Source organism: Paraburkholderia sp. UCT31 (genome assembly GCF_014397655.1).
Taxonomy (GTDB): Bacteria; Pseudomonadota; Gammaproteobacteria; order Burkholderiales; family Burkholderiaceae; genus Paraburkholderia; species Paraburkholderia tuberum.
Genome location: NZ_VZQP01000035.1, coordinates 1 through 25,415, shown reverse-complemented (window position 1 = coordinate 25,415; position 25,415 = coordinate 1). Strand labels below are relative to the sequence as shown.

General features: G+C 65.0%; 23 protein-coding genes and 1 pseudogene. 11 read left to right on the top strand and 13 right to left on the bottom strand.

Annotation, left to right across the window (positions count from 1 at the left end):
• Window positions 1-186: 186 nt before the first annotated feature.
• Entirely contained in the window at window positions 187-741 is a 555-nt protein-coding gene (locus tag F6X40_RS26350) for a putative glycolipid-binding domain-containing protein (RefSeq protein WP_187629792.1), read from the top strand.
• Here F6X40_RS26350 and F6X40_RS26345 read toward each other — a convergent pair.
• The 3 genes from F6X40_RS26345 to F6X40_RS26335 all read right to left on the bottom strand — a co-directional run bounded on the left by F6X40_RS26345 (window position 738) and on the right by F6X40_RS26335 (window position 3,316).
• Window positions 738-1,325 carry a GNAT family N-acetyltransferase gene (locus tag F6X40_RS26345; protein WP_184069238.1) on the bottom strand — a complete coding sequence of 196 codons (588 nt, stop codon included), beginning with the start codon at window positions 1,323-1,325 and terminating at the stop codon, window positions 738-740. The two genes, F6X40_RS26350 and F6X40_RS26345, sit on opposite strands and share 4 nt — an antisense overlap.
• 76 nt (window positions 1,326-1,401) lie before the next feature.
• On the bottom strand, window positions 1,402-2,310 hold the full coding sequence (sapR, locus tag F6X40_RS26340) for a sap1 transcriptional regulator SapR (protein WP_187629791.1): 909 nt from the start codon (window positions 2,308-2,310) through the stop codon (window positions 1,402-1,404).
• 118 nt (window positions 2,311-2,428) lie between these two features.
• Window positions 2,429-3,316 carry a DMT family transporter gene (locus tag F6X40_RS26335; protein WP_184069244.1) on the bottom strand — a complete coding sequence of 296 codons (888 nt, stop codon included), beginning with the start codon at window positions 3,314-3,316 and terminating at the stop codon, window positions 2,429-2,431.
• Window positions 3,317-3,427: 111 nt separating this feature from the next.
• Here F6X40_RS26335 and F6X40_RS26330 point away from each other — a divergent pair, with 111 nt between their 5' ends.
• Window positions 3,428-4,867 (top strand): PLP-dependent aminotransferase family protein, encoded by a 1,440-nt coding sequence (locus F6X40_RS26330; RefSeq protein WP_187629827.1) that lies wholly within the window; start codon window positions 3,428-3,430, stop codon window positions 4,865-4,867.
• Between the two features lie 45 nt (window positions 4,868-4,912).
• Here the strand turns inward: F6X40_RS26330 and F6X40_RS26325 are convergent, their stop codons facing one another.
• The 3 genes from F6X40_RS26325 to F6X40_RS26315 all read right to left on the bottom strand — a co-directional run bounded on the left by F6X40_RS26325 (window position 4,913) and on the right by F6X40_RS26315 (window position 9,359).
• Window positions 4,913-5,986, bottom strand: a complete 1,074-nt coding sequence (locus F6X40_RS26325; RefSeq protein ID WP_187629790.1) for a TAXI family TRAP transporter solute-binding subunit — start codon at window positions 5,984-5,986, stop codon at window positions 4,913-4,915.
• 256 nt (window positions 5,987-6,242) lie between these two features.
• A complete protein-coding gene (locus F6X40_RS26320) occupies window positions 6,243-7,415 on the bottom strand; it encodes a hypothetical protein (RefSeq protein WP_187629789.1) in 1,173 nt (390 codons plus the stop codon).
• A gap of 432 nt (window positions 7,416-7,847) precedes the next feature.
• Entirely contained in the window at window positions 7,848-9,359 is a 1,512-nt protein-coding gene (locus F6X40_RS26315) for an MDR family MFS transporter (RefSeq protein ID WP_184069253.1), read from the bottom strand.
• A 75-nt stretch (window positions 9,360-9,434) separates the two neighbouring features.
• Here F6X40_RS26315 and F6X40_RS26310 point away from each other — a divergent pair, with 75 nt between their 5' ends.
• On the top strand, window positions 9,435-10,247 hold the full coding sequence (locus F6X40_RS26310; RefSeq protein WP_184034162.1) for a TetR/AcrR family transcriptional regulator: 813 nt from the start codon (window positions 9,435-9,437) through the stop codon (window positions 10,245-10,247).
• A 48-nt stretch (window positions 10,248-10,295) separates the two neighbouring features.
• Here the strand turns inward: F6X40_RS26310 and F6X40_RS26305 are convergent, their stop codons facing one another.
• A complete protein-coding gene (locus tag F6X40_RS26305; RefSeq protein ID WP_187629788.1) occupies window positions 10,296-11,027 on the bottom strand; it encodes a ribonuclease activity regulator RraA in 732 nt (243 codons plus the stop codon).
• A gap of 516 nt (window positions 11,028-11,543) precedes the next feature.
• Between F6X40_RS26305 and F6X40_RS26300 the strand changes: the two genes are divergently transcribed.
• On the top strand, window positions 11,544-12,080 hold the full coding sequence (locus F6X40_RS26300) for a response regulator (protein ID WP_187629787.1): 537 nt from the start codon (window positions 11,544-11,546) through the stop codon (window positions 12,078-12,080).
• Window positions 12,081-12,228: 148 nt separating this feature from the next.
• Here F6X40_RS26300 and F6X40_RS26295 read toward each other — a convergent pair whose 3' ends face one another.
• Window positions 12,229-12,828: a Fur family transcriptional regulator gene (locus F6X40_RS26295; protein WP_187629786.1), complete on the bottom strand. Its 600-nt coding sequence runs from the start codon at window positions 12,826-12,828 to the stop codon at window positions 12,229-12,231.
• Window positions 12,829-13,088: 260 nt separating this feature from the next.
• Between F6X40_RS26295 and F6X40_RS26290 the strand changes: the two genes are divergently transcribed.
• Both F6X40_RS26290 and F6X40_RS26285 read left to right on the top strand, forming a co-directional pair.
• A complete protein-coding gene (locus F6X40_RS26290) occupies window positions 13,089-14,330 on the top strand; it encodes a TrkH family potassium uptake protein (RefSeq protein ID WP_262421553.1) in 1,242 nt (413 codons plus the stop codon).
• The gene (locus F6X40_RS26285) at window positions 14,323-15,015 is read left to right on the top strand and encodes a potassium channel family protein (protein WP_187629784.1); all 693 of its coding nucleotides are present in this window, start codon (window positions 14,323-14,325) and stop codon (window positions 15,013-15,015) included. Before F6X40_RS26290 ends, F6X40_RS26285 begins: the two co-directional genes overlap by 8 nt.
• Window positions 15,016-15,041: 26 nt before the next feature.
• Here F6X40_RS26285 and F6X40_RS26280 read toward each other — a convergent pair whose 3' ends face one another.
• Complete coding sequence (locus F6X40_RS26280; RefSeq protein WP_187629783.1) at window positions 15,042-15,668, bottom strand: glutathione S-transferase family protein; 627 nt, start codon at window positions 15,666-15,668, stop codon at window positions 15,042-15,044.
• Window positions 15,669-15,850: 182 nt separating this feature from the next.
• On the opposite strand from F6X40_RS26280, the gene F6X40_RS26275 reads away from it, so the two are divergent.
• Window positions 15,851-17,518 (top strand): ATP-dependent helicase, encoded by a 1,668-nt coding sequence (locus tag F6X40_RS26275; RefSeq protein WP_187629782.1) that lies wholly within the window; start codon window positions 15,851-15,853, stop codon window positions 17,516-17,518.
• Window positions 17,519-17,558: 40 nt separating this feature from the next.
• On the opposite strand, the gene F6X40_RS26270 is transcribed toward F6X40_RS26275, so the two are convergent.
• A complete protein-coding gene (locus F6X40_RS26270; protein WP_187629781.1) occupies window positions 17,559-18,506 on the bottom strand; it encodes a phosphoribosyltransferase in 948 nt (315 codons plus the stop codon).
• Window positions 18,507-18,776: 270 nt separating this feature from the next.
• On the opposite strand from F6X40_RS26270, the gene F6X40_RS26265 reads away from it, so the two are divergent.
• Together F6X40_RS26265 and F6X40_RS26260 are read left to right on the top strand one after the other, a co-directional pair.
• Complete coding sequence (locus tag F6X40_RS26265; protein ID WP_184069272.1) at window positions 18,777-19,346, top strand: molybdopterin-dependent oxidoreductase; 570 nt, start codon at window positions 18,777-18,779, stop codon at window positions 19,344-19,346.
• A complete protein-coding gene (locus tag F6X40_RS26260) occupies window positions 19,316-21,163 on the top strand; it encodes a hybrid sensor histidine kinase/response regulator (RefSeq protein WP_187629780.1) in 1,848 nt (615 codons plus the stop codon). The genes F6X40_RS26265 and F6X40_RS26260 overlap by 31 nt, the downstream gene beginning before the upstream one ends.
• Before the next feature lie 51 nt (window positions 21,164-21,214).
• Here the strand turns inward: F6X40_RS26260 and F6X40_RS26255 are convergent, their stop codons facing one another.
• The 3 genes from F6X40_RS26255 to F6X40_RS26245 all read right to left on the bottom strand — a co-directional run bounded on the left by F6X40_RS26255 (window position 21,215) and on the right by F6X40_RS26245 (window position 24,073).
• Window positions 21,215-22,069 (bottom strand): helix-turn-helix domain-containing protein, encoded by an 855-nt coding sequence (locus tag F6X40_RS26255; protein WP_090806040.1) that lies wholly within the window; start codon window positions 22,067-22,069, stop codon window positions 21,215-21,217.
• A 407-nt stretch (window positions 22,070-22,476) separates the two neighbouring features.
• Window positions 22,477-23,817, bottom strand: coding sequence for a type II toxin-antitoxin system HipA family toxin (locus tag F6X40_RS26250; RefSeq protein ID WP_187629779.1), 1,341 nt, complete (start codon window positions 23,815-23,817; stop codon window positions 22,477-22,479).
• 1 nt (window position 23,818) lies between these two features.
• A complete protein-coding gene (locus tag F6X40_RS26245) occupies window positions 23,819-24,073 on the bottom strand; it encodes a helix-turn-helix domain-containing protein (protein ID WP_187629778.1) in 255 nt (84 codons plus the stop codon).
• A 150-nt stretch (window positions 24,074-24,223) separates the two neighbouring features.
• On the opposite strand from F6X40_RS26245, the pseudogene F6X40_RS26240 reads away from it, so the two are divergent.
• Window positions 24,224-24,484, top strand: a pseudogene (locus F6X40_RS26240) (hypothetical protein); the annotation flags it as partial.
• Between the two features lie 130 nt (window positions 24,485-24,614).
• Window positions 24,615-25,415, top strand: an 801-nt coding sequence (locus tag F6X40_RS26235; RefSeq protein ID WP_187629777.1) for a delta(1)-pyrroline-2-carboxylate reductase family protein, incomplete at its 3' end; no start/stop codon positions are given.

Genomic DNA, 25,415 nt, shown 5'->3' with positions numbered 1-25,415 from the left:
CGTCAGTCTCGCAAAGCTGCGCACATTACGTGCGCAGCTTTTTTTTCGATGCTTCATTTTGATGCATCGCAGGCGCTGGTCTCCCCAGCTGTGCCAGATCTGGGTTGGGATTGCCTCGCGCGCGGGCTTTCGCGTTACGATGAGAGCCCGGCGCGCTTCCCTGCGCCGTTTCGCGAGGAGACGCCGATGCGTGAATTACGATGGGCTTCGGAAGAGGGCGACGGCATCGAACATCTGGTATTCGATGCGCGCGACGATGGCTTCGCCGTTGAAAGCGTCGTGGTCGGGCAGCGCTATGGCAAGGCGTACGGGCTGCATTACGCGGTGCGCTGCGACGCGCGCTGGCGCACGCGCTACGCGCGGCTGAAGATCGTCGGCGGTGGCGAGCTGGAGCTGCATGGCGATGGCGACGGCCACTGGCACGACGGGCACGGCCTCGCGCTCAGCGCGATCGAAGGCTGTATCGACATCGATATCGCGGCGACGCCGTACACCAATACGCTGCCGATCCGTCGGTTGCAACTCGCGCAAGGCGAACGTCAGCCGATCGAAGTCGCGTATATCTCGACGCCGGACTTGCAGGTCACGCGCGCCGAGCAGGCCTACACCTGCATCGAGTTGAATGGCGAGTACCGCTACGAAGGCATTTTTCGCGAATTCACCACCAATTTGCGCGTGGATAGCGATGGTCTCGTGATCGACTATCCGACCTTGTTCACGCGTTTGCCGCGCGCGCGTTAGGTTGTGCGTTCGGCGTCGCCCGCTGCGTTTGAGTCGTCGTCGGGCCCAGTCGATGCGCCGCGGCCGAGCGGGCGTTGCATCAGCGTCGTGTCGAGCCAGCGGCCGTGCTTGTAGCCGACAGCCTTCAACGTGCCGGTCAGCTCGAAGCCGAGTTGCGCGTGCAACGACAGTGAGCCGCCGCTGCCGCCATCGGCGATCACTGCGATCATCTGACGCCACGGTCCGGTCTCGCAACGTTCGATCAGCGCCTGCAGCAGCACGCGTCCGATGCCGCGTCCGCGATACGCGTCGTTGACGTAGATCGAGTCTTCGATCGTGTTGCGATAGGCGGCGCGCGGGCGATACGGCGTCGCATAGCAATAGCCGGCCACGTCGCCGTCGATCTCCGCGACCATATATGGCAGTCCGTGGCTGCGCACGCTTGCGAGCCGCGCGCGCAGATCGTCGACGGACGGCGGGGTTTCTTCGAACGACGCGACACCGGTCAGCACGTGATGCGCGTAGATCGCCTGGATCGCGGGGAGGTCGGCTTCGCTGGCGTCGCGGATCAGCGGGGCGTCGAGCGGAGGGCGGGGTGAACTCATGCGGGGTCCTGTCGTGGCGGGCGCAGTTTGGCGGAAGTCTTTACTATGCCTGTCGCCGGGGCGGATTTGAAGCGGGTCAAAGATCGAATTGATCGAACTCGCTCTGCAACTCGCGATTACGCGCCACGCGTTCGTCGATAGCCGGTCCACGCCGTTCGACGACCGCCGAGATCAGCAGATTGAACAGGCACGTCAGCGGCGCGAGCGAATCCCAGAACTGACCGACGTCGGTCGTCACCTGCAGCAGATCGCCGTCGAAATCGCGCGCCCACGGACAGTAGATATCGGTGACGAGCGCGAACGGCAGGCCGCGGCGCGAGGCCGCCTGGCAATAGCGTCGCGCGATCGTCGAATAGGCGCGCGTGTCGGTGACGATCAGATAGGGCGTGCTGAATTCCGAGTTCAGCGAATCGACGTAGGAACCCGACATGCCGTCCGAATAGAACACGCGCGGGCGGATGTATTCGAGATAGCTGTAGAACGCGTTGCTGATGCCGCGCGTCGATTGGATGCCGAGGATGTAGACCGCATCGGCGTTCGCAATGCGCTCGGCGACGCGCGCGAAGGCCGGCGAGCGCGCGAGTTCATACACGTGCCGGATCGCGCCGATCTCGAGTTCGAGCGATTGGGCGAGCGCGGCGTCGCGCGGCGAGGAGCCGTCAGCGACGCTCGGTTCATGAAGCTCACCGGTTTGCGCGCAGTCGCTCGGGCCACGGCGGAACGCGTCGAGCCGGTCCGTGATCAGCCAGGGCCGCTGCTGCGTGCCGCGCAGCTCGCGTTTCAGATCGTCGAGATTGCGATAGCCGACGCTGCGCAGAAAGCGGCCGACCGAAATACCGCTGGTGCCGGCTTGCTGCGCGATCTGATCGGCGGTCTCGAGGCCGAGCCGGTCGAGATTCGCGAGCATGTAGCTGGCGACGCGTTTCGACGTCGGCGTGAGTTCGGCAAAACGGGCTTCGACGGTTTGGGCAAAAGCGGTCGTCATCGTCAGTCGCGGCGCGGGCCGCTGGTTGTGCCAATCTGCGAAATGATGACAGATCGATCCACGGCTCGCGCAATTCGATCCTGAAAAAGTCTGCTCGCCGTGCGACGGTCGAGCCGCGTCAGACCGGCCGCCGCACCGGCGCGGCGCGCGAAAAATGCCGTGCGCCAGCCACGCAGGCGACCACGATCACGGTGACGATGATCATCGATGGCGGTACCTGCTCGTGCAGCAGCACGCCGGCGAGCAGCAGCCCGAAAAACGGCTGCAGCAACTGCAGTTGGCCGACCGCCGCGATGCCGCCGAGCGCGAGCCCGCGATACCAGAACACGAAGCCGATCAGCATGCTGAACAGCGACACGTACGCGAGTCCCCACAGCGCGGCGGCGCCGACACCGTCGAACGACACGGGCCGCGTCCACCATGCGAGCGGCAGCATCAACGGCAACGACAGCACGAGCGCCCACGAAATCACCTGCCAGCCGCCGAGATGACGCGACAACCGCGCGCCTTCCGCGTAGCCCAGCCCGCACACGACGATCGCCGCGAGCATCAGCGCGTCGCCGAGCGGCGAGGCGTCGATGCCGTGACGCAGCGCGAACGCGGCCACCGCCGCGCTGCCGAGCGCCGAGAACAGCCAGAACGCCGGCTGCGGCCGCTCGCCGCCGCGCAACACGCCGAAGATCGCGGTGGCGAGCGGCAGCAGGCCGATGAACACGACCGCATGCGCGGCGCTCACATGACGCAGCGCGAGCGCGGTCAGCAAAGGAAAGCCGACCACGACGCCGAGCGCGACCACGACGAGCGGCAGCAGATCGCGCCGCTCCGGGCGGGTCTCGCGGAACACCAGCAACAGCAGCAGACCAAGGATGCCCGCGATCGTCGCGCGCGCCACGGTCAGAAACACCGGCTCGAGGCCCTGCACGGCAAGCCGCGTGGCCGGCAGCGAGCCGCTGAAAATCAGCACGCCCGCGAAACCGCTGAGCCAGCCGTTGGTGGTTTTGTCCATGGCAAACATCCCTGCGCTGAAAGAGTCTCATGATGCGCGCCGCGGCCGTCAACGTTAAGCTACAGATCAGTACAGTTCGTACAAACTGTACCTAACATGGGAGCAGTACAGATGGCGGAAAGCGAGAACAACGAGACGGCGCCGGGCACGCGTGTCGGCCTCGTGATGAACAATCTGCGGGAGCGTATCGCGAGCCGCTCGCTGATGCCGGGCGCCCGCGTGCCGTCGATCCGCGCGATGACCGACACGCTCGGCGTGTCCAAGTCGACCGTGGTGGAAGGCTACGATCGTCTCGTTGCGGAAGGGGTGATCATCGCGCGGCGCGGCTCGGGCTTCTTCGTGTCGGGCCATGCGCCGCCGCTCGCGCTCGCCGATCTCGGGCCGCGGCTCGATCGCGAGGTCGATCCGCTGTGGCTCACGCGGCAGTCGCTGGAGACCGGCTCGAAAGCGCTGAAGCCCGGCTGCGGCTGGATGCCGGCTTCGTGGTTGCCGGAAGATGGCGTGCGGCGCGCGCTGCGCGCGGTTGCTCGTGATCCGCAATCGCTGCTCGCGGACTACGCGAGCCCGGCGGGCTTGCCCGCGCTGCGTCAGCAGCTTGCGTGGCGGCTTTCCGCGCACGGGGTCGACGCGCCGGCCGAGCAGATCCTGCTGACCGACGGCGGCACCCATGCGCTCGATCTCGTGTGCCGCTTCCTGCTCGAACCCGGCGACACGGTGCTGATCGACGATCCTTGCTATTTCAATTTTCAGGCGTTGTTGCGCGCGCATCGCGTGCGGATCGCGAGCGTGCCGTACACGCCGCAGGGACCGGATCTCGCGGCGTTCGAGCGCGTTCTGGTCGAGCAGCGTCCGCGGCTCTACGTGACGAACTCGGCGATCCACAATCCGACCGGCGCGACGCTCGCGCCGGCCGTCGCGCACCGGCTGCTGAAGCTCGCCGGCGAGCACGATCTGCTGATCGTCGAGGACGACATCTTCGCGGACTTCGAAGACGAAGCCGCGCCGCGCCTTGCCGCATTCGACGGCCTCGCGCGCGTCGTGTCGATCGGCAGCTTTTCGAAAACGCTGTCGGCGGCGGTGCGCTGCGGCTATATTGCGGCACGCGCCGAATGGATCGAGCCGTTGATCGATCTGAAGCTCGCGACATCGTTCGGCAATGGTCAGCTCGCGGCGAGCGTCGTGCATCGGATGCTCGTCGACGGTACCTATCGGCGTCATCTGGAGGCGATGCGCGCGAAGCTGGCCGATGCGATGGGAGAGACCATCAGGCGTCTCGGCTATGCGGGCCTCGATATCTGGACACGGCCGCGCGCGGGCCTGTTCGTATGGGCGCGCTTGCCCGGGGCGCTCGATGCCGCCGACATCGCCCGTCATGCGCTGACGGCGGGCGTCGTGTTCGCGCCGGGCAACGTGTTCAGCGCGTCGCAAGCGGCGGCGGGCTTTCTGCGTTTCAACGTGTCGCAATGCAATCGCCCGAAGGTGTACGAGGCATTGCAACGGGCGATGCAAGCGTGCACGGAGTCGGCCGGCGCGGGGCGCGAGCGGGTCTGAGACGAACTCAGGCGAAGCAGGCGTTCGCGGCCCCCCGCTACAGCGTTATTTGCACAGCAGAAGCATCCGTTCTTCTTCCGAGCAAGGCGTGTGCGGTTTCGGCGCGGGTTGCGCGGCCGCCGCGCTCATCGCCGCGCTGCGGTTCGCGAGACACGCGCGCAGATGCTTCTCGACCGGACCGTAGTACTTCCACCCACGAACGAGCGTCGGCAATTCGAGCTTCACCTGTTTCCATTTCGGATGGCCATGCTCCTGCAGATTGTCGAAGTTCGCGCACAACGAGTCGGCGAAATGATTCAGATTGCTGACTGTGTCGCGCAAGCCGTAATCGTAGGTGACCAGAAACGCTTTGACGGTCAGACCCGGCACGTCTTCCTTCAACCAGCCTGGGTAGCTGCTTTGGTGGATCGTAGTCGGAAAGTAGGTCTGCTTCGCGCGGTTCGTCTCCGGCGCGTTGGGATCGACGGGCAACAGACGCAACTGTGACAGCAGGTCGGGTTTCATGTCGTTGAACAGCTTTGCCGGCTGCCCGACCACGATGATCGCGACGTCGATCTTCTTCACGATCAGCGCGGCGAGCGCGTCCTCGTTGCTCAGATGCACGACGTTCTGCTCCGGAATCGGCTGGCCGAACATCAGGCGGTAGAGCGTCGTCGCCGACTGCGCGGTGCCGCTGCCTAGCAGGCCGACGCTGATGGTCTTGTCCTTGATGTCGGCGAGCGTTTTCAGCGGCGAATCCGCCCGTACGACGACGTTAATTTCCTCGTCGTAGAGCGGCATGATCAGTCGCAGCGGCCGGATCGTCGTGCCCGCATCGGGGTTGCCCGAGTTGGCCATGTCGATGAACGCCTGATACACGTCGGACTGCACGAGCGCGAGCTTCACGCCGGGCTCGAAACGCATGCGCTGCACGTTTTCGGCCGAGCCTTTCGACGCCACCACTTCGAGGTCGATGCCAACCGGCTGGGCCACCCATTTCGACAGGTCATTGCCGATCTGGATATATGTGCCGCGCTCCGGCCCGGTGACGATCTTGTAGTGCGCCGGTTCCGCGCCGGCCAGCGAACATACGACCAGTACCACCAGGCCAAGCCAGCCCGCGAGGAGTCTCTTCAGCATGATCTTTCTACCTATCGGTCAGGTTGATCCCGCTTCACGCGTGGCGCGTGGAAGCACCAGTGATCCGGTTGCCCTGTCATGTTCAAACTGCTGCCAGGGTCGCTCCGTCTGTTTCCGCTCAGAGGACGCACGATAATGTGCGAATCGGCACAGACGGCGGCCATTTGATCTGGTATGCGAAGCAATGTTTTTGCGCGACGGCGCAGCAGTTTGCGTCTCCGGGACCCGGTTCGGACCGTCGCGTCGCGCGTGAGCGCTAGTTGCTCCGCGGCGTCGCGGTTCTCACGACGCCGACTTTCGTTGCAGTCACGACCAGTTCGCCGTGCGCTTGCATGCCGACGGGCAGTGGTGCCTGCGCTTGCGCTTGCGCGAGCGGCGCGCCCGGCGCGGCATCCGTCGTCGCCGCATGCGGCGGAGTCAGCGGCGCCCAGCCGGTCTCGCGAATGACGCGCTCGAGGATCACTTTCGCCGCGTCGTTGCCGCTGTCGATCGCGAGCGCCTCGTTCGCGTGCTGACGCGCGCACGGCCACGACTGCTGCGCGACGCAGGCCTGCGCGGCCTGTAGCGCAGTATCGCGACGCTGGACGAGCGGCCGCATCTGATCGGCCAGACCCTGCGCGTCGCTGTTTCCGGGTTGTAACGTTTGCGCGGCGGCGAGAGCGGCTTGCGCGGCGGACAGATCGTTCGCCCGGAACGCTGTCCTCGCGACCTGCAATGCTTGTCCGGCGTCGTGGAATTGCGGCGCGGGCCGCATGGGCGTCGCGGCCATCGGCGGCGCGGCAGGCGGTGCGGCTGGTGTCGCTGGAATGACGGGAGCCGCGGGCACGACGGGCGCGGGCTTCGCCGCCAGTGCGGTCACGGGCGGTGGCGCAGGCTTGGCCGCGGCCGGCGCGTGCATGGTCTGTGCTTGAGCAATCACCGGGGCGGACACAAGCGGCGCGATCATGCCGGTCGTTGTTCTGGCATCCGGCGTAATCTGCTCCACGCCTGTATCTTCCGATTCGCCGCCGTCGCTGAATAGCGTGTAAGCGACATACGCCAGGCCGATTGCGACAACCGCGCCGATCACGTACAGCACGCGCCAGATCGTCTGCGCAGTGTTGGGCGGCGCATACATCGGATCTTCGTAAGGTGGGATAGTGGTGTCGGTCGACACGAGCGCCGTGTGCATGACCGGCTCGGTCTGCAACAGGGGTTCGGACGCCATCGCGGCAGCGGCGATGGCCGGCTCGTCGTCGAAACGGGGCAGGGGCTTGTGCGTGGCGCTCGCACGGCTGCCTGGAATACCGGTGCGGATGTGCGGATCGTCCTGGTCGAACGGATGCGCAGCGCCACAGTAGGGGCAGGCGTCGACTTGTCGGTACAGTGCGCCACCGCAGCGTTTGCAGGGCGTGGGGAAACTTTGGCCGGATGCTGTCTGGGTGGACATGCCGTGGACCCACCTTTGGAAAACGATGCCGTAAAGGCATGCTTCGGATCGTGTTGAGGCAGGAGCCTTGTCCGCGGAATCACGATCCACATGCGCCGGAAGTCGTGGAGACGGAGGCAGCGGCTGCGTTTCCACGGGTTCCAATATGTGGCGTTTCACGGGGGACGTCAACGCGGTTGGCCCCTGGATTGTGTGCGCTACCGCTCATTGGGAGGTATGAAGAAACCCTGGCCATACATTCGAAAACGAGTGTATGTGTCTGTTGTTTCACGACAAATGGAAGGTAACCGGAAGCATCGCGCTGCATGAAGCGAGCGCGCCAAAAAAACAACGAGGCCGACGCGTCGTGCGTGCGGCCTCGTGATCAACCTGCTTTCTGGCGCTTGCCGGTACGCGTTTGCATCAGCTTGCCGATCAGGCGTCGAAGTACGCTCAGTGCTTGCGCAACGGATGATCCTTCAGCAGCCATGCGAGCACGAAGGCGAGCACCACGACGCAGGCGGCCGACAGATACACGGTGTGCAACGCACCCGCGAACGCATCCAGATAGTCGTTGCGCAATGCTTCGGGCAGCTGATGAATCGCTGCGGGACCCAATGCCTGCGGAAGTTCGGTGTCGGGCGGGATCAGCTTTTCAAGGCGCCCGGCGAGGCCGTTCGAGAACACCGCGCCGAAACCGGCCACGCCGATCGAGCCGCCGATCGAGCGAAACAGCGTGACGCCCGACGTCGCCACACCCATATGCTTGAACTCTACGGTGTTCTGGACCGCGAGGACCAGCACCTGCATCACCATGCCGAGGCCGCAGCCGAGCAGACCCATGTACAGATACATCACATGAATCGGCGTATCGATCTGCAGGCGCGCGAGCAGCAGCATCGCCACGGAGACGAGGAACGTGCCCATGATCGGGAACAGCCGGTACTTGCCGATCTTGCTGATCACGCGGCCCGTCACCATCGACAGGATGAACAGGCCGCCCATCATCGGCAGCATCTGCATGCCGGCGTGCGACGGCGTGGAGCCCTTCACGACCTGCAGATAGAGCGGAATGAACGTCACGGAGCCGAACAGCGATACGCCGATGATGAAGCTCACGAGGCTGCTGATCAGAAACGTGCGCTGTTTGAACAGTCCGAGCGGCATGATCGGTTCGACCGCGCTGCGTTCTTCGTGAATGAATCCCCAGATCGCTGCGAGACCCATGCCGAGCGTGAACCACAGTTGCGGCGACGACCACGGCAGGATCGTGCCGCCCTGACTCGTGAACAGGATGATGCAGGTCAGCGCGCCGGCGAGAAACGCGGCACCCATGTAATCGATCGTGTGCTTCACGTGGCGCGCGTGCGGCTTGAACACCGCGCCGATCACGATGAGCGACAGGATGCCGAGCGGCAGGTTGATGTAGAAGATCCAGCGCCACGTCAGATGCTCGACCAGAAAGCCGCCGAGCAGCGGACCGATGACGGTGGCAAGACCGAAGATGCCGCCGAACACGCCCTGGTAGCGGCCACGCTCCGCGGGCGGAATCACGTCCGCGATCGCCGCCATCGTCACGACGAGCAGGCCGCCGCCGCCGAGCCCTTGCAGCGCGCGCAGCACGATCAGCTGACTCATGTTCTGCGCGATGCCACACAGCGCCGAGCCGACGAGAAAGATGACGATCGCCGTCTGCAACACGATCTTGCGGCCGAACAGGTCGCCGAACTTGCCGTACAACGGCACGACGATGGTCGAACTGAGCAGGTAGGCGGTCACGACCCACGACAGGTTATTGAGCCCGCCCAGTTCGCCGACGATGGTCGGGAGCGCGGTCGAGACGATCGTCTGGTCCAGGGCGGCGAGCAGCATGACCAGCAGCAGCGCCGGAAACAGCAGCCGGATCGGCGGATGGTCGGCCGCGGGCGCGGGGTTGACTGACAGGGTCGTAGCGGGTTGTTCCATGGCGGCAACGCGTTGAAATTAATTAACTGAGCGATTAATATATGTGACATCGCCTCTAACGTCAAATTCAATGCAATGACAAGGATCTCGCCTGACGACGCCGCGGCGCACAATGCCGTGGCAGATACGGGGCCGCCCGCGCGAATTGCCGCGAAAGAGCGCGACGCGTCGAAGCCCAAACTCACGGCAGCGCCAACGGATATTCATGCTGCGAATATCGGCAGCAGCGCGCCGGCTGGTTCGGCCGCGCGCCGCCCCGGCCGGCCGTCGGGCGCCGCGCGCGGTCCCGCGCAGCGTGCGCGCTTGCTCGACGCCGCGCTGACGCTGTTCGCGAGGCAGGGCATCGTCGAGACATCGCTGGGTGAGATCGCCCGCGAGGCCGGCTTCACGCCCGCGATGGTGCACTACTACTTCAAGACGCGCGATCAACTGCTCGACGTGCTGATCGACGAGTGTTTCGCACCGTTGCGCGCGAGCCTCGGGCTGCCGTTTCAGGAGAATCCCGACGATCCGGTCGCGGCAATCACGCAACTCACGGAGCGGCTCGTGCAGATCGCGAGCGACAACCCGTGGTTCGCGTCGCTGTGGGTGCGCGAAGTGATCAGCGACGGCGGGCTGCTGCGCCAGCGCATGCATGAGCGCTTTGGTTTCGCGCATCAGAAGGCGTCGCTGCTGGCGATCGCGCGCTGGCAGAAGGAGGGGCGCCTGAATGCATCGCTCGAACCCGCGCTCGTGTTCGTCACGCTGCTCGGCATGACGATTCTGCCGCTTGCCACCTCGAAGCTGTGGCGCAACGATCCGTTGCGCCGCAGTATCGGCGGCGCGGAGATTGCGCGGCACGCGGTGGCGTTGCTGTTGCAGGGCATTGGGCCCGGCAAGGGCGATTGAACTGGCGCCCGGTGTGGCGCACCGGTCGCCGCGTCGTTTGAAAGGGCCCTAGATTTTGCGATTTTTCTTCCATTCGTCGAACGCCGCCTTCGTCTCGTCGTTCGGCGGATAGGTGCCGGGCAGCGCGGCGCCGGCACGAATCCTTTCGGTGAGAAACGCCTCGAGCTGTTCCTGTCCGGCGGCGGCTTGCGCGACGGCGTCGGCCATCTTCAGCGGAATTACCACGACTCCATCCACATCGCCGACGATCACGTCGTCCGGAAACACCGCGACTCCACCACAGCCGATCGGCACGTTGATATCGACCGCGTGATGGCGGATCAGATTGGGCGGCGCGCTCGCGCCGGCGCAAAACACCGGCATGTCGAGCGCGGCGATCGTCGCGCTGTCGCGCACCGGGCCGTCTGACACCATGCCGGCAACACCGCGCACCTGCAAACGAAGCGACAGAATCGAACCGAACGACGCGCTGCCGCGCTCGCCGCGGCAATCCTGCACGAGCACGTGGCCCGGCGGAATGGTCTCGACGCATTTGCGTTGCGCGTACTCAGGGTCCGCGAATAGCTCCAGTACGTCGATGTCTTCGCGCGATGGGATGTTGCGCAGCGTGAACGCCGGCCCGACCAGATTCGCGCCGCGCCGCGAACCGAGCGGCGCGACGCCCTGCATGAAGGTGTTGCGCAGACCGCGCTTGAATAGCTGCGTGGTCAGCGTGGCGGTGCTGACATGACGAAGGATGTCGAGCGTCGCGGCGGAAAGCGCGGGCGATGTGGCGGACATGGTGTCGGTTGACCTCGGGTTGAGATGAGCGGGCATCGGTAGGCGCGCGTGCGCGCCCACGATGATAGCGCCGCGACACCACCGGTTAGCAGACCAGCGCCGTTCATCGCCGCGATATCGGCAACCCCGACCGAGCCCTTCTTTACGTGACGCGAACCGCTGCAACGAGGCACGCGACGTGCTTGCAGTGTCGTCGGATGCGAGCGGCGCAAAACGAACGGCAGCGCCGCGTTGTGCAAACAATACGAAGGGCAGAATCGATACCGGGCGGGGAAGGCCGTACGAACGGGGTTCGTACGAACCGCGCCGGAACATCGGGTGCCGGCGATCGGCGAGCCGCGGAAAAACTGCGGACACTGAGCGGCTAAATCACGGTGTGCGTCGAGCGCCGTTTTTTCATCGACGTGCAATTTGGGCGCGTTACCGTGCGTATGCGTTGTACTCGGGAAGATGTTGCGCAATGTTTTACAAGCGCGGACCTGTCTGCAACTCGGCGTGCGAAATCGAGTCGGAATCATGGACAGCAACACCCTGGCCGCGCGAATCAACGGCAATCAGCAAAGTGAAATACAAAGTGAAATACAAAGTGAAACCTCCGCCCCCTCGGACGGCCTAACCGGTTTTTCAGAGCAACAACATACGATGAACGCAGCAATGAGGCTCGATCAGGCCACGATCGTGCTGGTGGAGGACGACCCGGACAGCCGGGAATCGTTGACCTTGTTACTCGAGGCGGAAGGCGCGAAGGTTTGCGCGGTCGCCGATGCGGAAGAGGGCGTCGTGGCGGCGATGCGGTTGCTTCCCGACGCGGTCGTCTGCGACCTCGACTTGCCGGCCATGGATGGCTTCTATCTGATCCAGCGGCTGCGCGACCACGAGATTTGCGGCGGTCATTCCCCTTCGGTGGCGGTGGCCCTCACCGGCCATACCGACGACGCATACCGCCTGCGCAGCATCGGCGAAGGCTTCCAGCATTTCATGACCAAACCCGCGTTACCCGAAGCGCTCGTGACGCTGCTGCACGACGCGATCGACGCCCGCGCGGCGGGTTGATCGACGCTTCGCAGCGGCTCTCGTGGGAGCGGGTTTTAGACAGAGCAGGCCGGCGCGCGGCGGGGAGATGTCGTTTCTCGAAGCAGCGCACGGCCATCGACGCTTTGCAGCGCGTCACACAGCGTTGCGCACCCAATGTGGCGCGCCGCTATTTCGCCGCGGCCACCGGCGCGGCCGCGCTGGCCGCTTTGGCCGCCTGACAGGCCGCACACAAACCCTTCAATTCGATTTCGTCGCTCGCGAGCCGATAGCCCGCGTCCTCGATCTGCGCGACGAGCGCCTGACGCAGCTTCGGTTGATCCAATTCGGTGACGCTGCCACATTGCTGGCATACGACGAGAATGCCGTGCTGGCATTGCGTCAGATCATGGCAGACAGTGAACGCATTGATCGATTCGATCCGATGCACGAGCCCCACCGACAGTAAAAAATCCAACGCGCGATAGACGGTCGGCGGCGCCGAGCCGGCGTGGATCTGGCGCATTTCGTCGAGCAGCGAATAGGCCTTGGTCGCGCGTCCCGAGTTCAGCAGCAGTTCGAGCACCTTGCGCCGGATCGGGGTGAGTTTTTCGCCGCGTTCGCGGCAATATTCCTCGGCGAGTGCGAGAGCCGCTTCCTGCGACGGGCCATGTGCGTTCGACGACTCGTGCACGTCGTGATGCGCTCGATGATCGTGTGCATCGGCGGCGGGGGCGGCAGGTGTGGGAGCGACCAGACGGCCGGTCGCGGCGGGCTTGGCGGTTTTCATGCGTCGATTATAGAGGCAGGGGGATGCAAGTGCCGCGCCGGTCGAAGCGTCGAGAGAATCGGGAGTGCCCAGATTTGGCTTACAACTGACAACAAACGAAAAATAGGGTCTTTACTGGCAAAAAATGCCTATTCTTTGTCAGTCAGTCTCTGAATGTGTTTGATGGGATCTCGATGAGACAACTGCTTCACCCATCGCGGGCAGTAGCCTTAGCCTTTCTCTTTGCGATTGCCGCAGGGACGCTCCTTTTGAGGTTGCCCTTGTCGCAGGCCAAAGGTGAGGCAGCGCCGTGGCTGAGCGCTTTTTTTACCGCTACCTCCGCGGTCTGCGTGACTGGACTCGTCGTTGTCGATACGGGCACCTACTGGTCAAGCTTTGGACAGTGGGTCATCCTCGGCCTGTTTCAGATTGGCGGTTTCGGCATGATGACCGCAGCCACCTTGCTGGGACTCATGGTCAACCGGTCCTTGCCGCTGCGAGCGAAGCTGATCACCCAGGTCGAGACGCACACGCTCCGTCTCGGGGACATCGGCAGCGTGGCGCGCCTCGTGCTCGTCGTGACGCTCGTCACTGAACTGACCACGGCACTCTGGCTGACGGTCAGGCTTCATCTCGGGTACAACTTCCAATGGGGCGAGGCCGCATGGAGTGGATGGTTCCATGCGGCCTCCGCGTTCAGCAACGCGGGCTTTTCAATTCACCCGGACAGTCTGATGCGCTATGCCGCCGACGCGTCGATGCTGGTACCGGTGATGGTCGCGATTGTCGTCGGCGGAATCGGGTTTCCGGTTCTGTACGATCTGCGGGAAAAACTTCGGGGTGCCCGTCGGCTTTCATTGCACACCAGGCTCACTTTAATGGTCACAGGGGTGCTGCTACTCGGTGGATTTCTTGCGTTGCTGCTGTTCGAATGGACCAATCCAAAAACCCTGGGTCCGATGCCGTTCGGAGAGAAGCTCCTTTCGGCAGCTTTCGCCTCGGTATCCGCGCGCACGGCGGGTTTCAACTCGCTCGACATCGGCGCAATGCGTCATGACAGCTGGGCCCTGCATTTCTTCCTGATGTTCGTTGGCGGGGGCAGCGCGGGAACGGCAGGGGGTGTCAAGATCGGCACCATCGCCATTCTGGCCTTGCTGGTGATCGCAGAGATCCGCGGGCTTGGCGATATCGAAGCGTTTGGGCGCCGTGTCAGCGCGTCGGCGCAGCGGCAAGCGATTACCGTCGTGGCGCTGGGCGCCGTGATGATCACGGTCGGCACACTGATCATTCTGCACATCACCGATTTCCCTACCGATCAGGTCATCTTCGAAGTTATTTCGGCGTTCAGTACGGTCGGTCTGTCCACGGGTATCACGGGTGATCTGCCTGCGCCGGCACAGTTCGTGATCATCGCGCTGATGTACGTCGGCCGGGTTGGAACCATTACCTTTGCAACGTCGTTAATACTGATTGAGCGGCGTGCGCAATATAGCTACCCCGAGGAGCATCCAATTGTTGGCTGACCTGTTCAAGATTTCGCTCACTTTTTCGAAAGGCGACAGTGTGGTCGTCATCGGTTTGGGGCGGTTCGGCTGTGCCGTGGCCCAGTCGCTGCTTCGGCTTGGCCATGACGTGATGGGAATCGACCGGGACGAGCAGCAGGTGCAGTTATGGGCGGACCGGTTGACGCATGCCGTCCAGGCCGATTCGACCAACGTGAATACCCTGCGTCAATTGGGCGTTGCCGATTTCCCTCATGCGATCGTGGGCATTGGAAGCGACCTTTCGGCGAGCCTGATGACCCTGATGGCCCTAACGGAACTTCAGATCAAGGACATCTGGCTGAAGGCGGTGACCACGGAACACGCCCAGATTGCCCAGCGCATCGGCGCGCATCACGTGGTTTATCCGGAAGCGGAAATGGGTGAACGGATCGCTCACCTGATCACAGGCCGAATCGTGGACTACATTGAATTCGGCGAAGGATTTGCCGTCGCCGCGATTCATGCCCCGGCGCCGACACACAACCGTCCGCTCGCAGATTGCGGCGTTCTGGAGGCGTTCGGTGTGATGGTCATGGCCGTCAGGCGCGCTGGCGAAGAGTTCCAGCACGCGGGGCCTGACACGGTTGTTATGCCGGGGGATTTGCTGATCGTGTCGGGCCCCGCGAGCAAGGTCGAAGAGTTTGCGGGTCGCGCGAATACCTGAACCGTTTCCGCCGACCCGCGCCGTGCTCAGGTCAACGGGAAATCCACATACTTCTTGAACCCGGAACGCGTCGTGAGACGCGAATACCAGCGCTCCAGACTCGGCAGCGACGGCCGCTGCAAACCGTCGAGGCCGAACCAGCGCTTCGCGTACGCGCCGATCACGATATCGGCGAGCGTGAACTTGTCGCCTTCGAGAAAGAAGCGGCCCTGCAGATGCGTGTCGAGCAGGCGCCACAGGACGGTGACCGCCTTCGCGTCGGCGGCGAGTTTGGCGGCGTCGCGCTCGGCCTCAGGCGTGCGCACGAGGGTCCAGAACACGGGACGTTCCACTGGCTGCAGCGTCGACAGCGACCAGTCCAGCCAGCGGTCGATGCTCGCGCGCAGTTTCGGCTCGCCCGGATACAGCAGGCTCGATTCGCCGTATTGCATCGCCAGATAGCGCAGGATCGAGTTGGATTCCCACAGCACGAAGTCGTCGTCGACCAGCGTCGGAATCTTGCCGGTCGGGTTCATCGCGAGATAGTCGGGTTCGTTGTTGCGGCCGAATTGCAGGCCCGCGTCGATGCGGTCGAACGGCAGCACGAGTTCGTCGCAGCACCACAAGACCTTCTGGACGTTGACCGAATTGGCGCGTCCCCAGATCGTAATCATCCGGTAAATCCTTTTCTCTTACGGTTGGCAAGCCGCGCGGCGTGCGCGGCGTTCAGCCACTAACGATACACGATGTGCGCGCCTTTGCGCGACGGGCCGCCCGGCCGACATTGCGTTGCGTACAATGACCGCACTCCGGATTGCCCGCTGAAAACACGCATCCCAACTCATTGAGGCATCGCATGGCCCGCATTGTTCCCGACGACTGGAAGAGCCTCGAAGCGACCGGCGCGGCGGCGCGCGAACGTGAAACGCTCGCGCTGCTCGAAAAGGCACTGCCCGGCGATTACACCGTCTACCACGGCGTGCATTGGACGCGCCTGAACCAGAACTTCTCCGTGTTCGGCGAGGCCGATTTCGTGATCGTGAGTCCCGCCGGTCGCCTGCTGATCATCGAGCAGAAGACCGGCTTTCTGCGCGAAACGCCGAAGGGGCTCGTCAAGGTGTATCTGCAGACCGAGCGAAACGTCGCGATCGCGCTCGCGCATACGATCGAGAGTCTGCACCGGCGTTTTACCGCGGCGTTCGGCGCGGGCGCCTATTTCATCGAGGAACTGCTGTACTGTCCCGATCACATCGTCAAGGATGCGGCGATCGCCGGCGTGAATCCCGCGCGCATCGTCGACGCTACGCGGCGCGAGCGTCTCGCGGCGATCGTCCGCGAAGCGCTGCCGGCCGATGAACCGCGGCTTCCCTGCGCGGCGAAAATCCACCACTTTCTCGCCGACGAACTCGCGTTGACGCCCGACACGAGCGCGCTCGTCGGGCAGGCGGGCATGCTCGTCACGCGCCTTTCGGGCGGACTTGCGACATGGGCCCGGCGGCTCGAATTCGCGCCGTTCCGTTTGCGCGTGATTGGCACGGCGGGCTCCGGCAAGACGCAACTCGCGGTGCAGGTGATGAAGGACGCGGTCGCGCGCGGCGAGCGGCCGTTGTACGTGTGCTTCAACCGGCCGCTCGCCGATCACATCGCGCGGGTCGCGCCGCCGGAGGCGAAAGTCGCGAACTATCACCAGCTTTGCGACTGGATCGCGCGCGACGCGGGCCGTGCGCCCGATTTCCGGTCGGCGCAGGTGTTCGATCAACTGGAGGCCGTATTCGCCGACACGCCGATCGAACCGCGCTGGCAATTCGACGTACTGATCGTCGACGAAGGGCAGGATTTCCAGCAGCCATGGGTTGCCGCGCTCGAGCGGCTGCTGCGGCCGGGCGCCGCGTGGTGGTGGCTCGAAGACCCACTGCAGAATCTGTACATGCGTGAGCCGGTCTCGTTGCCCGGCTGGACCACGCTGAAAGAAACCACCAATTACCGCAGTCCTCGCGACATCCTCGATTATCTGCGCGACGTGCTGGGCGCGTCGGTGCCGCTGGCCGCGGCACTTACGTCGGGCAGTCCGTTCGACGGCTCCGAGGTTTCGGTGTCGGTCTACGACGAAGCGCAGGGCACCGAAAGCAGTATCGACGCAACCAAGCGCGCCATCACGCAGGCGCTATCGCTCGGTTTTCGCAAGCAGGACATCGCGGTGCTGTCGTTTCGCGGTCGCGAGGGCTCGGCGATGAGCGCGCTCGATCATCTCGGTCCGCATCGGCTGCGCAGTTTCACCGGCAAATACGATCTGTTCGGCAACCCGGAGTATCGTGAAGGCGACGTGCTGTTCGAGTCGATCTACCGCTTCAAGGGGCAGGCGGCGCCGTGCGTGATCTTCACCGAGATCGACTTCGACGCGTTCGACGAACGCAGCGCGCGCAAGCTGTTCGTCGGCGCGACGCGCGCGACGATGAAGCTGATCGTCGTCGCGTCGCAGCGGGCCGCGCGGCATTTGCAGTTGCGCGAGGTGAAGGACAGGTAGCGGCGGCGTTCGGGCGCTGCGCCCACAAGGAACGTTGCGCTCAACTCCACGCCCTTGCGCTCACCAAAATCCCCGTGCGCGTCAGCGCATCCCACCAGATCACGCGCAGCAGCGGCGCTTGCTGCGCGATCAGCAGCGCCTGCACCGGATCGCTTTCGACGAAGTGCGTGACACCCGCGCGCAGCGCCGCGCTCGCCTTGTGCGCGGCCGCGCCGGCGGGGCTGTCGTCGTGCAGGCCGGACGTGCGCATCGCCAACTGCATGTGAGCGAAGCCGTGTCGCGCGAGCCACGCTTCGGTGCGCGCGCGATCCATCTCCGGGCGGCCCGTGATGATCGTGCGCACCTGCTGCAGGTCGATGCCGGGCAGCACCTCGAACGGCAGCAGCGCGTCGCGCTCGGCGAGCGCGGCGGCGAGGTCCTCGTCGTAGCGCGCGAGCGGTACGTCGGGCAGCAGGATGCCGTCGAGGTCGATCGCGTAGGCCGCGTACTCGTGGTCGTTGGCCATCGCGGGCGCGGCGCCGGCTTCGACGCGCGCCCAGTCGTCGCGGTAGCGCTCGGTGTACGCCTGGCGCTCCCATGGAAAGAGGGCGAAGTAGCCGCGCACATCGATCGCGTAGTCGGGCTGTGCGCGGCTCAGATCATCGACCGCGGCGGTCAGGGTTTTGACTTCGAGCCCGTGCGCCTGCAGAAACGCGATGCAATCGACGAGCGTAAAACCGCGTCCCGCGATGTCCTCGCACAACAGCACTTTCGATCCGGCGGGCGGGATCGGCAGCGTCGAATCCCATGCGACCGCGCGCGTCTGGCGGTCGTAGCGCAGGAACCCGACCGGCGCGCCGACCGCGTGCGACACCATCAGCGCGAGCGGCGCGCCGCCGCGCAGAATCCCCAGCGCCATCGAGAAATGCTCGGCGAGCAACACGGGTTGCAGCGATTCGATCCAGTGATCGAGCTGTTCGTACGTCAGAGGCAGGACCGGCTTGTTCATGACTATCGAGGCGCCGCGTGGCGCGATGGAAGGCAATGGTCCGCGGGGATGGGCGCGCGGCGCGCGCTGACGCACTGGCGCGACATCGCGGGTCCCCGTTTTTGAGTCAGCGCATTTTGGCGATATTATGCATGCGGGTCAAAGGTCGCGTGTCGGGGTGGCACGCGTTTGACGGCACGGTACGGCGCAACACTTCGCGTGGCATGAGATCGGCTGACCGTGGCGCGGCCCGCGGTCCGGCGAATCAACGAAATCGGATAAAAAAAGCAAATGGCCAATCTGATTGCAACGCTGTGCAACGCAGCCAGCGGAACCGGTGTGCCCTGGCGGATGCGCTGGCTGACGGGGCTGGCGGGACTGATCGTCGGGCTTTCCGTCTGTTGCGCGCATGCGCAGCCGGGCGCGCGGCAGTCGCCGGCGCTGGCGCTCGACGTGCAGGGCAAGATCGCCAATACCAACGACGCCGCGCATCGCACCTATCACTTCAACGAGGCTCAACTGCTCGCGCTGCCCGTGCATACGATCACGACCTCGACCACCTGGACGCCGCGCTCGACGTTCACCGGGCCCAGGCTCGCCGACATCCTGAAGGCCGTCGGCGCTCACGGCACCCAGATCGAACTCCACACGTTCGACGACTACACCTACACCGTGCCGGTGTCGGACTGCGAACGCTACGGCGTGATCGTCGCGTACAGCATGAACGGCCAGCGCCTGAAACTCAGCGACTTCGGGCCGCTGTTTCTGATCTATCCGCGCGACGCTTTTCCAGATGAACTGACTGGCGCGGTCGGCGACTCGAAATTCGTATGGCAGATCAAGGCCCTCATCGTCAAATAGCGCGCCGTCCGTGGCGGCGCGTGTTGAACGTGCTGATCTGGCTGATGGCGCTCGCGGCGCCCGCCGGCGCGATCGGCTATCTGCTCTATGCGAACCTGTTGAACCCGCGCGCGACCGAGCAGCTGACCGGTACCTACGACGGTTTCTACTGGGACGCCGCGCAACTGCAGATCGCGTACGCGCGCTTCGAGAACCAACTGCTGCTGTATCAGTCCGGTGCCGACGACGACTATCAGCAGTTGCAGCTGCGCTTCCAGCTGCTGCAATCGAAGCTGCGCGTGATGGCCGGCTCGACGCATCGGCTCTCCGCGCAGCTCGCTCTGTTGCAACGGCAGCTCGACGAAATCAAGACGCTCGAGACTGTGCTCGACGACATCGAGCCCGAGATCGAGGTACTGCAGCGCGACCGTGCGCGTGCCGCGCGGATCGACGCGCAGCTGCGCCAGCACTGGAGCGAGGTCAACGATCTCGCGCTGTCGCGCCGTTTCGCCGATGTCGCCGACCGCGAGGCGATGAACCGCGATTTCATCGACAAGCGCCGCATTCTGTTCGCGGGCGGTCTGGTGCTGCTATTGCTGTCGGCGGCGGCGACGCTGCTGCTCGTGCTCAACGGCCGGCGCCGCACGCGGCTGATGCGCCAGCAGCGCGCGGCACTGGAAGCCGAGCATCAGGCGAGCCGCGCGGCGCGCGAGGCGAGCCTCGCGAAGGATGCGTTTCTCGGCATGATCGGCCATGAGCTGCGCACGCCGCTGCATGCGATCGTCTCGTCGGTGGAACTGCTCGGCTTCAACTATCACTCCGAGGCCGACCGCAAGGTGATCCAGCGGCTCGAAACCGCGGCGCGCCATCTCGAGGCGCAGATGAAGGACCTGACCGACTACGCGCGCCTTGGCGCCGGCAAGCTCGAACTGCGGCACCAGCATTTCGAGCCGCGCGAGCTGCTGGCGTCGATCGTCGATGAACACACGATGTCCGCCAGGACGCGCGGGCTCGAGCTCCAAAGCGAGGCGAGCGGCGCGAGCGGGCTCGTCGAGTCGGACCCGCACCGCATCCGGCAGATCGTCAACAACCTCGTCACCAACGCGATCCGCTACACCGAGACCGGCACGGTGCGCGTCGAACTGCGGCAAGAGCCGGCGCTGCTGGTTTTCGTCGTCAGCGATACGGGGCCGGGCGTGCCGTCCGAACAGATCCCGCTGATCTTCGAGGAGTTCACGCAGCTCGACGCGTCGCGCACGCGCCGCTTCGAAGGCGCGGGGATGGGGCTCACGATCGTGCAAGGGCTCGTGAAGCTGTTCGGCGGCACGGTGGATGTCGCGAGCACGGTCGGCGAGGGCACCAGCTTCACGGTGACGATCCCGGTCGTGCCGGTCGCAACCGTCGAGCCGGCCGAGGTCGCGGAGCAAGCCGAGCCGGACGGCGCGCAGCCGTGCGTGCTGATCATCGACGATAACCGGCTGATCCGCGAGTCGCTCTGCGAAATGGTCGCGCACATGGGCTACGACTCGCTCGCACTCGGCAATGCCAACGACGCGCTCGCGTGGCTCGACACCCACCGCTGCGAAGTGGTGCTGCTCGATCTGCACATGCCGGAGCGCGATGGCTACACGTTTCTCGAAGACTTCGCGACGCGCGACGGACCGTCGGCGGGCGTGCCGGTGATCGTGGTCAGCGCGTACGCGCCGGAGGTCGTGCGGAATGGCGAAAGTGGCGCGACTGGCGTGCCGTCGGTGTTCGAGGCGCTGTTAAAGCCAGTCCATTACGAGGATCTGAAGCACGCCCTGCAGCGGGCGCTGGCGGCGCGGCATCAGGTGTGAGCGCGTGAAGGCGGCGCTGCCGCGAACGGGGCGCGCATCGGCGCCCGCGCTTCAGGGGCGGTTCAGCCGCTTCGACAGATCGGCCACGAGGATCGCCATGCGCGCGGGCTTCTCGTAGCACGCGACGTCGTAATCGCGGATCACCTCGCTGATCTCCGATTCGCTGGCCTTGCCGGTCAGCAGTTCGCCGGTGAGCACGAAGATCGGCGCGTCCGGGTTCTCCGACGCGCGCACCGCGCGAATCGCGGCCGCCGAGGTCTGCGAGCCGAACAGCCAGTCGATGATCACGCCGTCGAACACCTGCGTCTGCAACTGCTCGCTGAAGGCCGCGAGCCCATAGATCGCGACCGCCGTGAAGCCGCTGCGCTCCAGATAATCGCGCAGGTTATCGGCGCTTGCACGATCGTCGTCGACCACCGCGATGGCCGGCTTGTCGGTCTCGGCGCGGCGCGGATAGATCTCGATCTTGTGGACTTCGTACGCGCTCTGATACAGCGCGCCATCATGACGCGAGACGCGCCATTGACCGAGCCGCGAATAGGCGACGAATTCCGGGCGGCTACCCGGTTCGAGCGCCGCGCCGACCCACGCGGTGCAGGCGATTTCGGTCGCGCCGATGCAGAACACCGCCTCCTGGGCGATCGCGCCGACGACGCCCGGATCGAGCGACTGCGCGCCGAACAGCTGCGCCGCGGGTTCGTCGAATACCTCGGCGACTTTCTTGATCTGCGACAGCGTCCACGGACTATTGCCGCGCAGTTTGCGGTGCCCCTGAGAAAAACTCAGATCGAGGATGCGGCATAGCTCCGTGGTTTGCTGTCGCTTGCCGATTCCATGCCTGCTCATCAACTCGCGCACGCGCTCGGCAACCGCGATGGAGTCGGGTGAGTGTGTTTCGTTGGCCATGCTGCGTGAAAATCCGCCGGGTTAAAAGGTACATCTGGAGCGCGGTCGGCAGGCGCAAGCCGACCCTGCGCATGCTATGCGCATGAATCGGTCACGCGGGGACAGCAAATGTACCGTAAAAAAATTCACCATTTATGATTTTGTCAGACCGGCCGCCGAGTCCGCTGATGCAAGCGACGCCATGGCCGTGCCGGTGACTTTTGATGCATTGAGCATCAAAAGGCATTCTACCGGTGAAACGATGACGAAACCGTAGGGAATCCACGAATGAGTAGTGGGCAAGGCGACGGATCCGGCCGCTTGCCGCAAAGCCCGGCAGGTCCGCCCTTGCGGAAAAGCCAGGCGAGAGGCGCAATGAAAAGGGTGTCCGGAGGGATCGGGTTTGCGCCGGCACGCGCGGTCCGCGTTCAGCTTGCCGGCATCGTGTCGAGCCGGGCCGCCGAATTTTGAAGTCCTTTGAAAATCCGCTCGGCGACCTTGCCTGGAAAGCGCTCGGGCAACCCCGCCGACACCCGCTCGATCACGCCAGGTGTCTGCTCGATCAGACGCTGGAGCAGCGGCTCGGCGTCGGCGCCGTACGAGCACTTCAACGCCATCGCGTTGAAGTGTCGCCGCTGCACGTCGCGAAACGCATCGTGCTTGCTGCGCGACCATAGACCCATCGCAAGCCGCGCCTTGTACCACGACCACTGGTTCGGGCCGTTGCCCTCGACCGGCCAGATCGACATCACGTCGTAAAGCGGCGTCAGACGGTACTGGCCACCGGCGAGCAGGCGGATGCTGAAGTTCTTCGCGTGGCCGTCCGGCGCGGCCAGCATCCAGAACAGGATCTGGCTCGCGAGCAGGGTCTCGATGTCCTGCCGCGCCTCGACCGATTGCTGCAGAATCCGCGCGAGGTCGAGCACGCCGGGGCCGCCCTCGTTTTCGTACTTGCGATGCGACGGCACGCCGTACACCTGGCAGAAATCTTCCTGCGGCAGACGCAGCAGCCAGCGGCCGCTCGAATGCATCTGCCGGTCGAAGCGTTCGACGGCGAGCACGCGCTGCTTGCCGAACCTGAGCACCTCGGCGTTCGCGACCGGCAGGCCGAACGCGCGCAGAATCCGCAGACACAGCCACTCGTTTTCGACCGACGTGCTGAGATCGGCGAGCCGGTTGCCGACCAGCCCGAGCGGCAGCTTGAAGATATGCGTGGTCGGCGTCGCGCCGTGCGGCCGTTGCCATTGGCCGTCGTGCCACAGCAGCGCGGTTTTCTCCTGCGCGCCGGCGAGCGAGATGCGGAAGTCGTCAAATTCGTCGGGCGCGCCGAGCGTCGGTTTGCCGACCGTCTGCGCGAGCAGCGCCTCGATGTCGCCGTCCGAAAGCGGCGTGCCTTCGATGCGCTGGACCCCGGCCGGCGCGTCGTCTTCGGCGAGCAGCTGGACCGCGCCGACGCAGTCGCGGCCGATGGCCTGCAGCAGGTCGAACGCGTCGAGCGTTTCGGTCCGGTAGCGCTGCGCGATGCGTTTGCGGATGACGTCGCTGTCGGGCAGCAGGTTGTCGAAGTAGTTGAGCACCCGCGGCCCTTTGTGCGTCATGTTGCCGGGCGTGAACGGCAGCGACAGCGACAGCGGACGACCCGCGGGCGACGCGATCCAGGCGGCGTCGTAGGCGAACTCCATCGGGCCGCGCGCGGGCAGCCGCCAGAGCCCGACGCGCTCGCCGTTGGCCCACACCGACAATGCCTTCGAAGCGGTTTGCCGGGCCATCTCACCACTCGACGTTCGGTGCCGGCTCGGAGCTCGACTGATTTTTGTCGCGCAACTGCAGTTGCAGGCCGTAGGCGCCGCACAGCGCGAGCAGCTGGGTGAGCGTGAGCCCGCTCGCATCGGTTTCGAGCGCGGAAATGCGGCTTTGGCTCACCCCGACGCGCGCGGCGGCCTCGGTCTGCGTGAGGCCGGCCTGGCGGCGGCTGGCCGCCAGCAACTGCGCGAGCTGGTCCGACGTGGCGATCAGATGGAGCATGGCGGATTATCTGCGAGACGAATAAATGCAATTTATGCGTGAGACGAATATTTGTCAAATATTTGTGTGACGCATAATCGACGAATATTCGTGTGACGGATAATCGGGTATTCCGGCAGGCGCCGGCTGCGACCGGCCGCGGTGCCGACGTCACTCGAGGAGATCGCGGCGCGGCTCGACGACGATACGCTCGCGATCGTGTCGGTGAGTCCGGAGATCCGCTATCCGGAGCGGACGAACCAGCGGCGGGGCGGTCATCTGATCCTGCTGCACGGGCGGGATCGCGACGGCGTGTGGTTTCACAACCCGTCGGGCGTCGCGCCGCATCAGTCCGACGTGTACCTGCCGTTCGCGACGATGTCGCGTTTCCATGCAGGGCGGGGGATGACGCTCAGCCGCGGCACGAGCTAGCCGGCGCGCTGGGCATGAAGCGGAGTTCGCGATTCGGCGGGCAGTAGACGTCCACACGACTGGTCAATTTTTTCGCGCTCGGTTACGGTGACGTCATGCCCACTCCATCCCCCATTGGATCGTTCCGCCCATGACCCGCCCGACCACGCAGATCTTCGACGCCGCCGCCACCGCGCGGCTGATGCCTTACGCAGCGCTTGTCGACGCGTTGAGGCGCGCTAGCATCGACTACGCGCAACGACGCATCGTGAGCCCCGAGCGGCTCGTCGTGCCGCTGAACACCGGCGGCGTCATGCTGTCGATGCCCGCCACCGCGCCCGATCTCGCGATCCACAAGCTCGTCAATGTGTGCGCGAGCAACGGCGCGCGCCATCTGCCGACGATCCACGGTCAGGTCATGGCCTTCGATGCCGACACCGGCGAGACGCTGTTCATCCTCGATGGTCCGACAGTGACGGGGCGCCGGACCGCGGCGATGTCGATGCTCGGCATCGCGACGTTTGCTGCGGGCGCGCCGCGTGAATTCCTGCTGATCGGCACCGGCACGCAGGCGCTCAATCATCTGGAGGCGATCGGCGAACTGTTTGCCGACGCGCGCGTGTGGGTCAAGGGCAGCGCGCCCGCGCGCGCCGAAGCGTTCTGCGCGGCGCAGCGCGGCAAGGTGCGTGAGCTGCGGCCGCTCGCGGATGCGGACGCGACGATTCCCGCTTCGGTCGACGTCGTGATCGCGTTGACCACGAGCAAACAGCCGGTCTACGACGAGACGGCGCGCGCCGAGCGGCTCGTGATCGGCGTCGGCGCTTTCACGCCGCAGATGGTCGAGATCGGCGCGACTACGATCGCGGGCAGCGCGCTGTTCGTCGACGATCAGGCTGGCGCAATGCACGAGGCCGGCGATTTCATCCAGGCCGGTGTCGATTGGGCGCGGGTG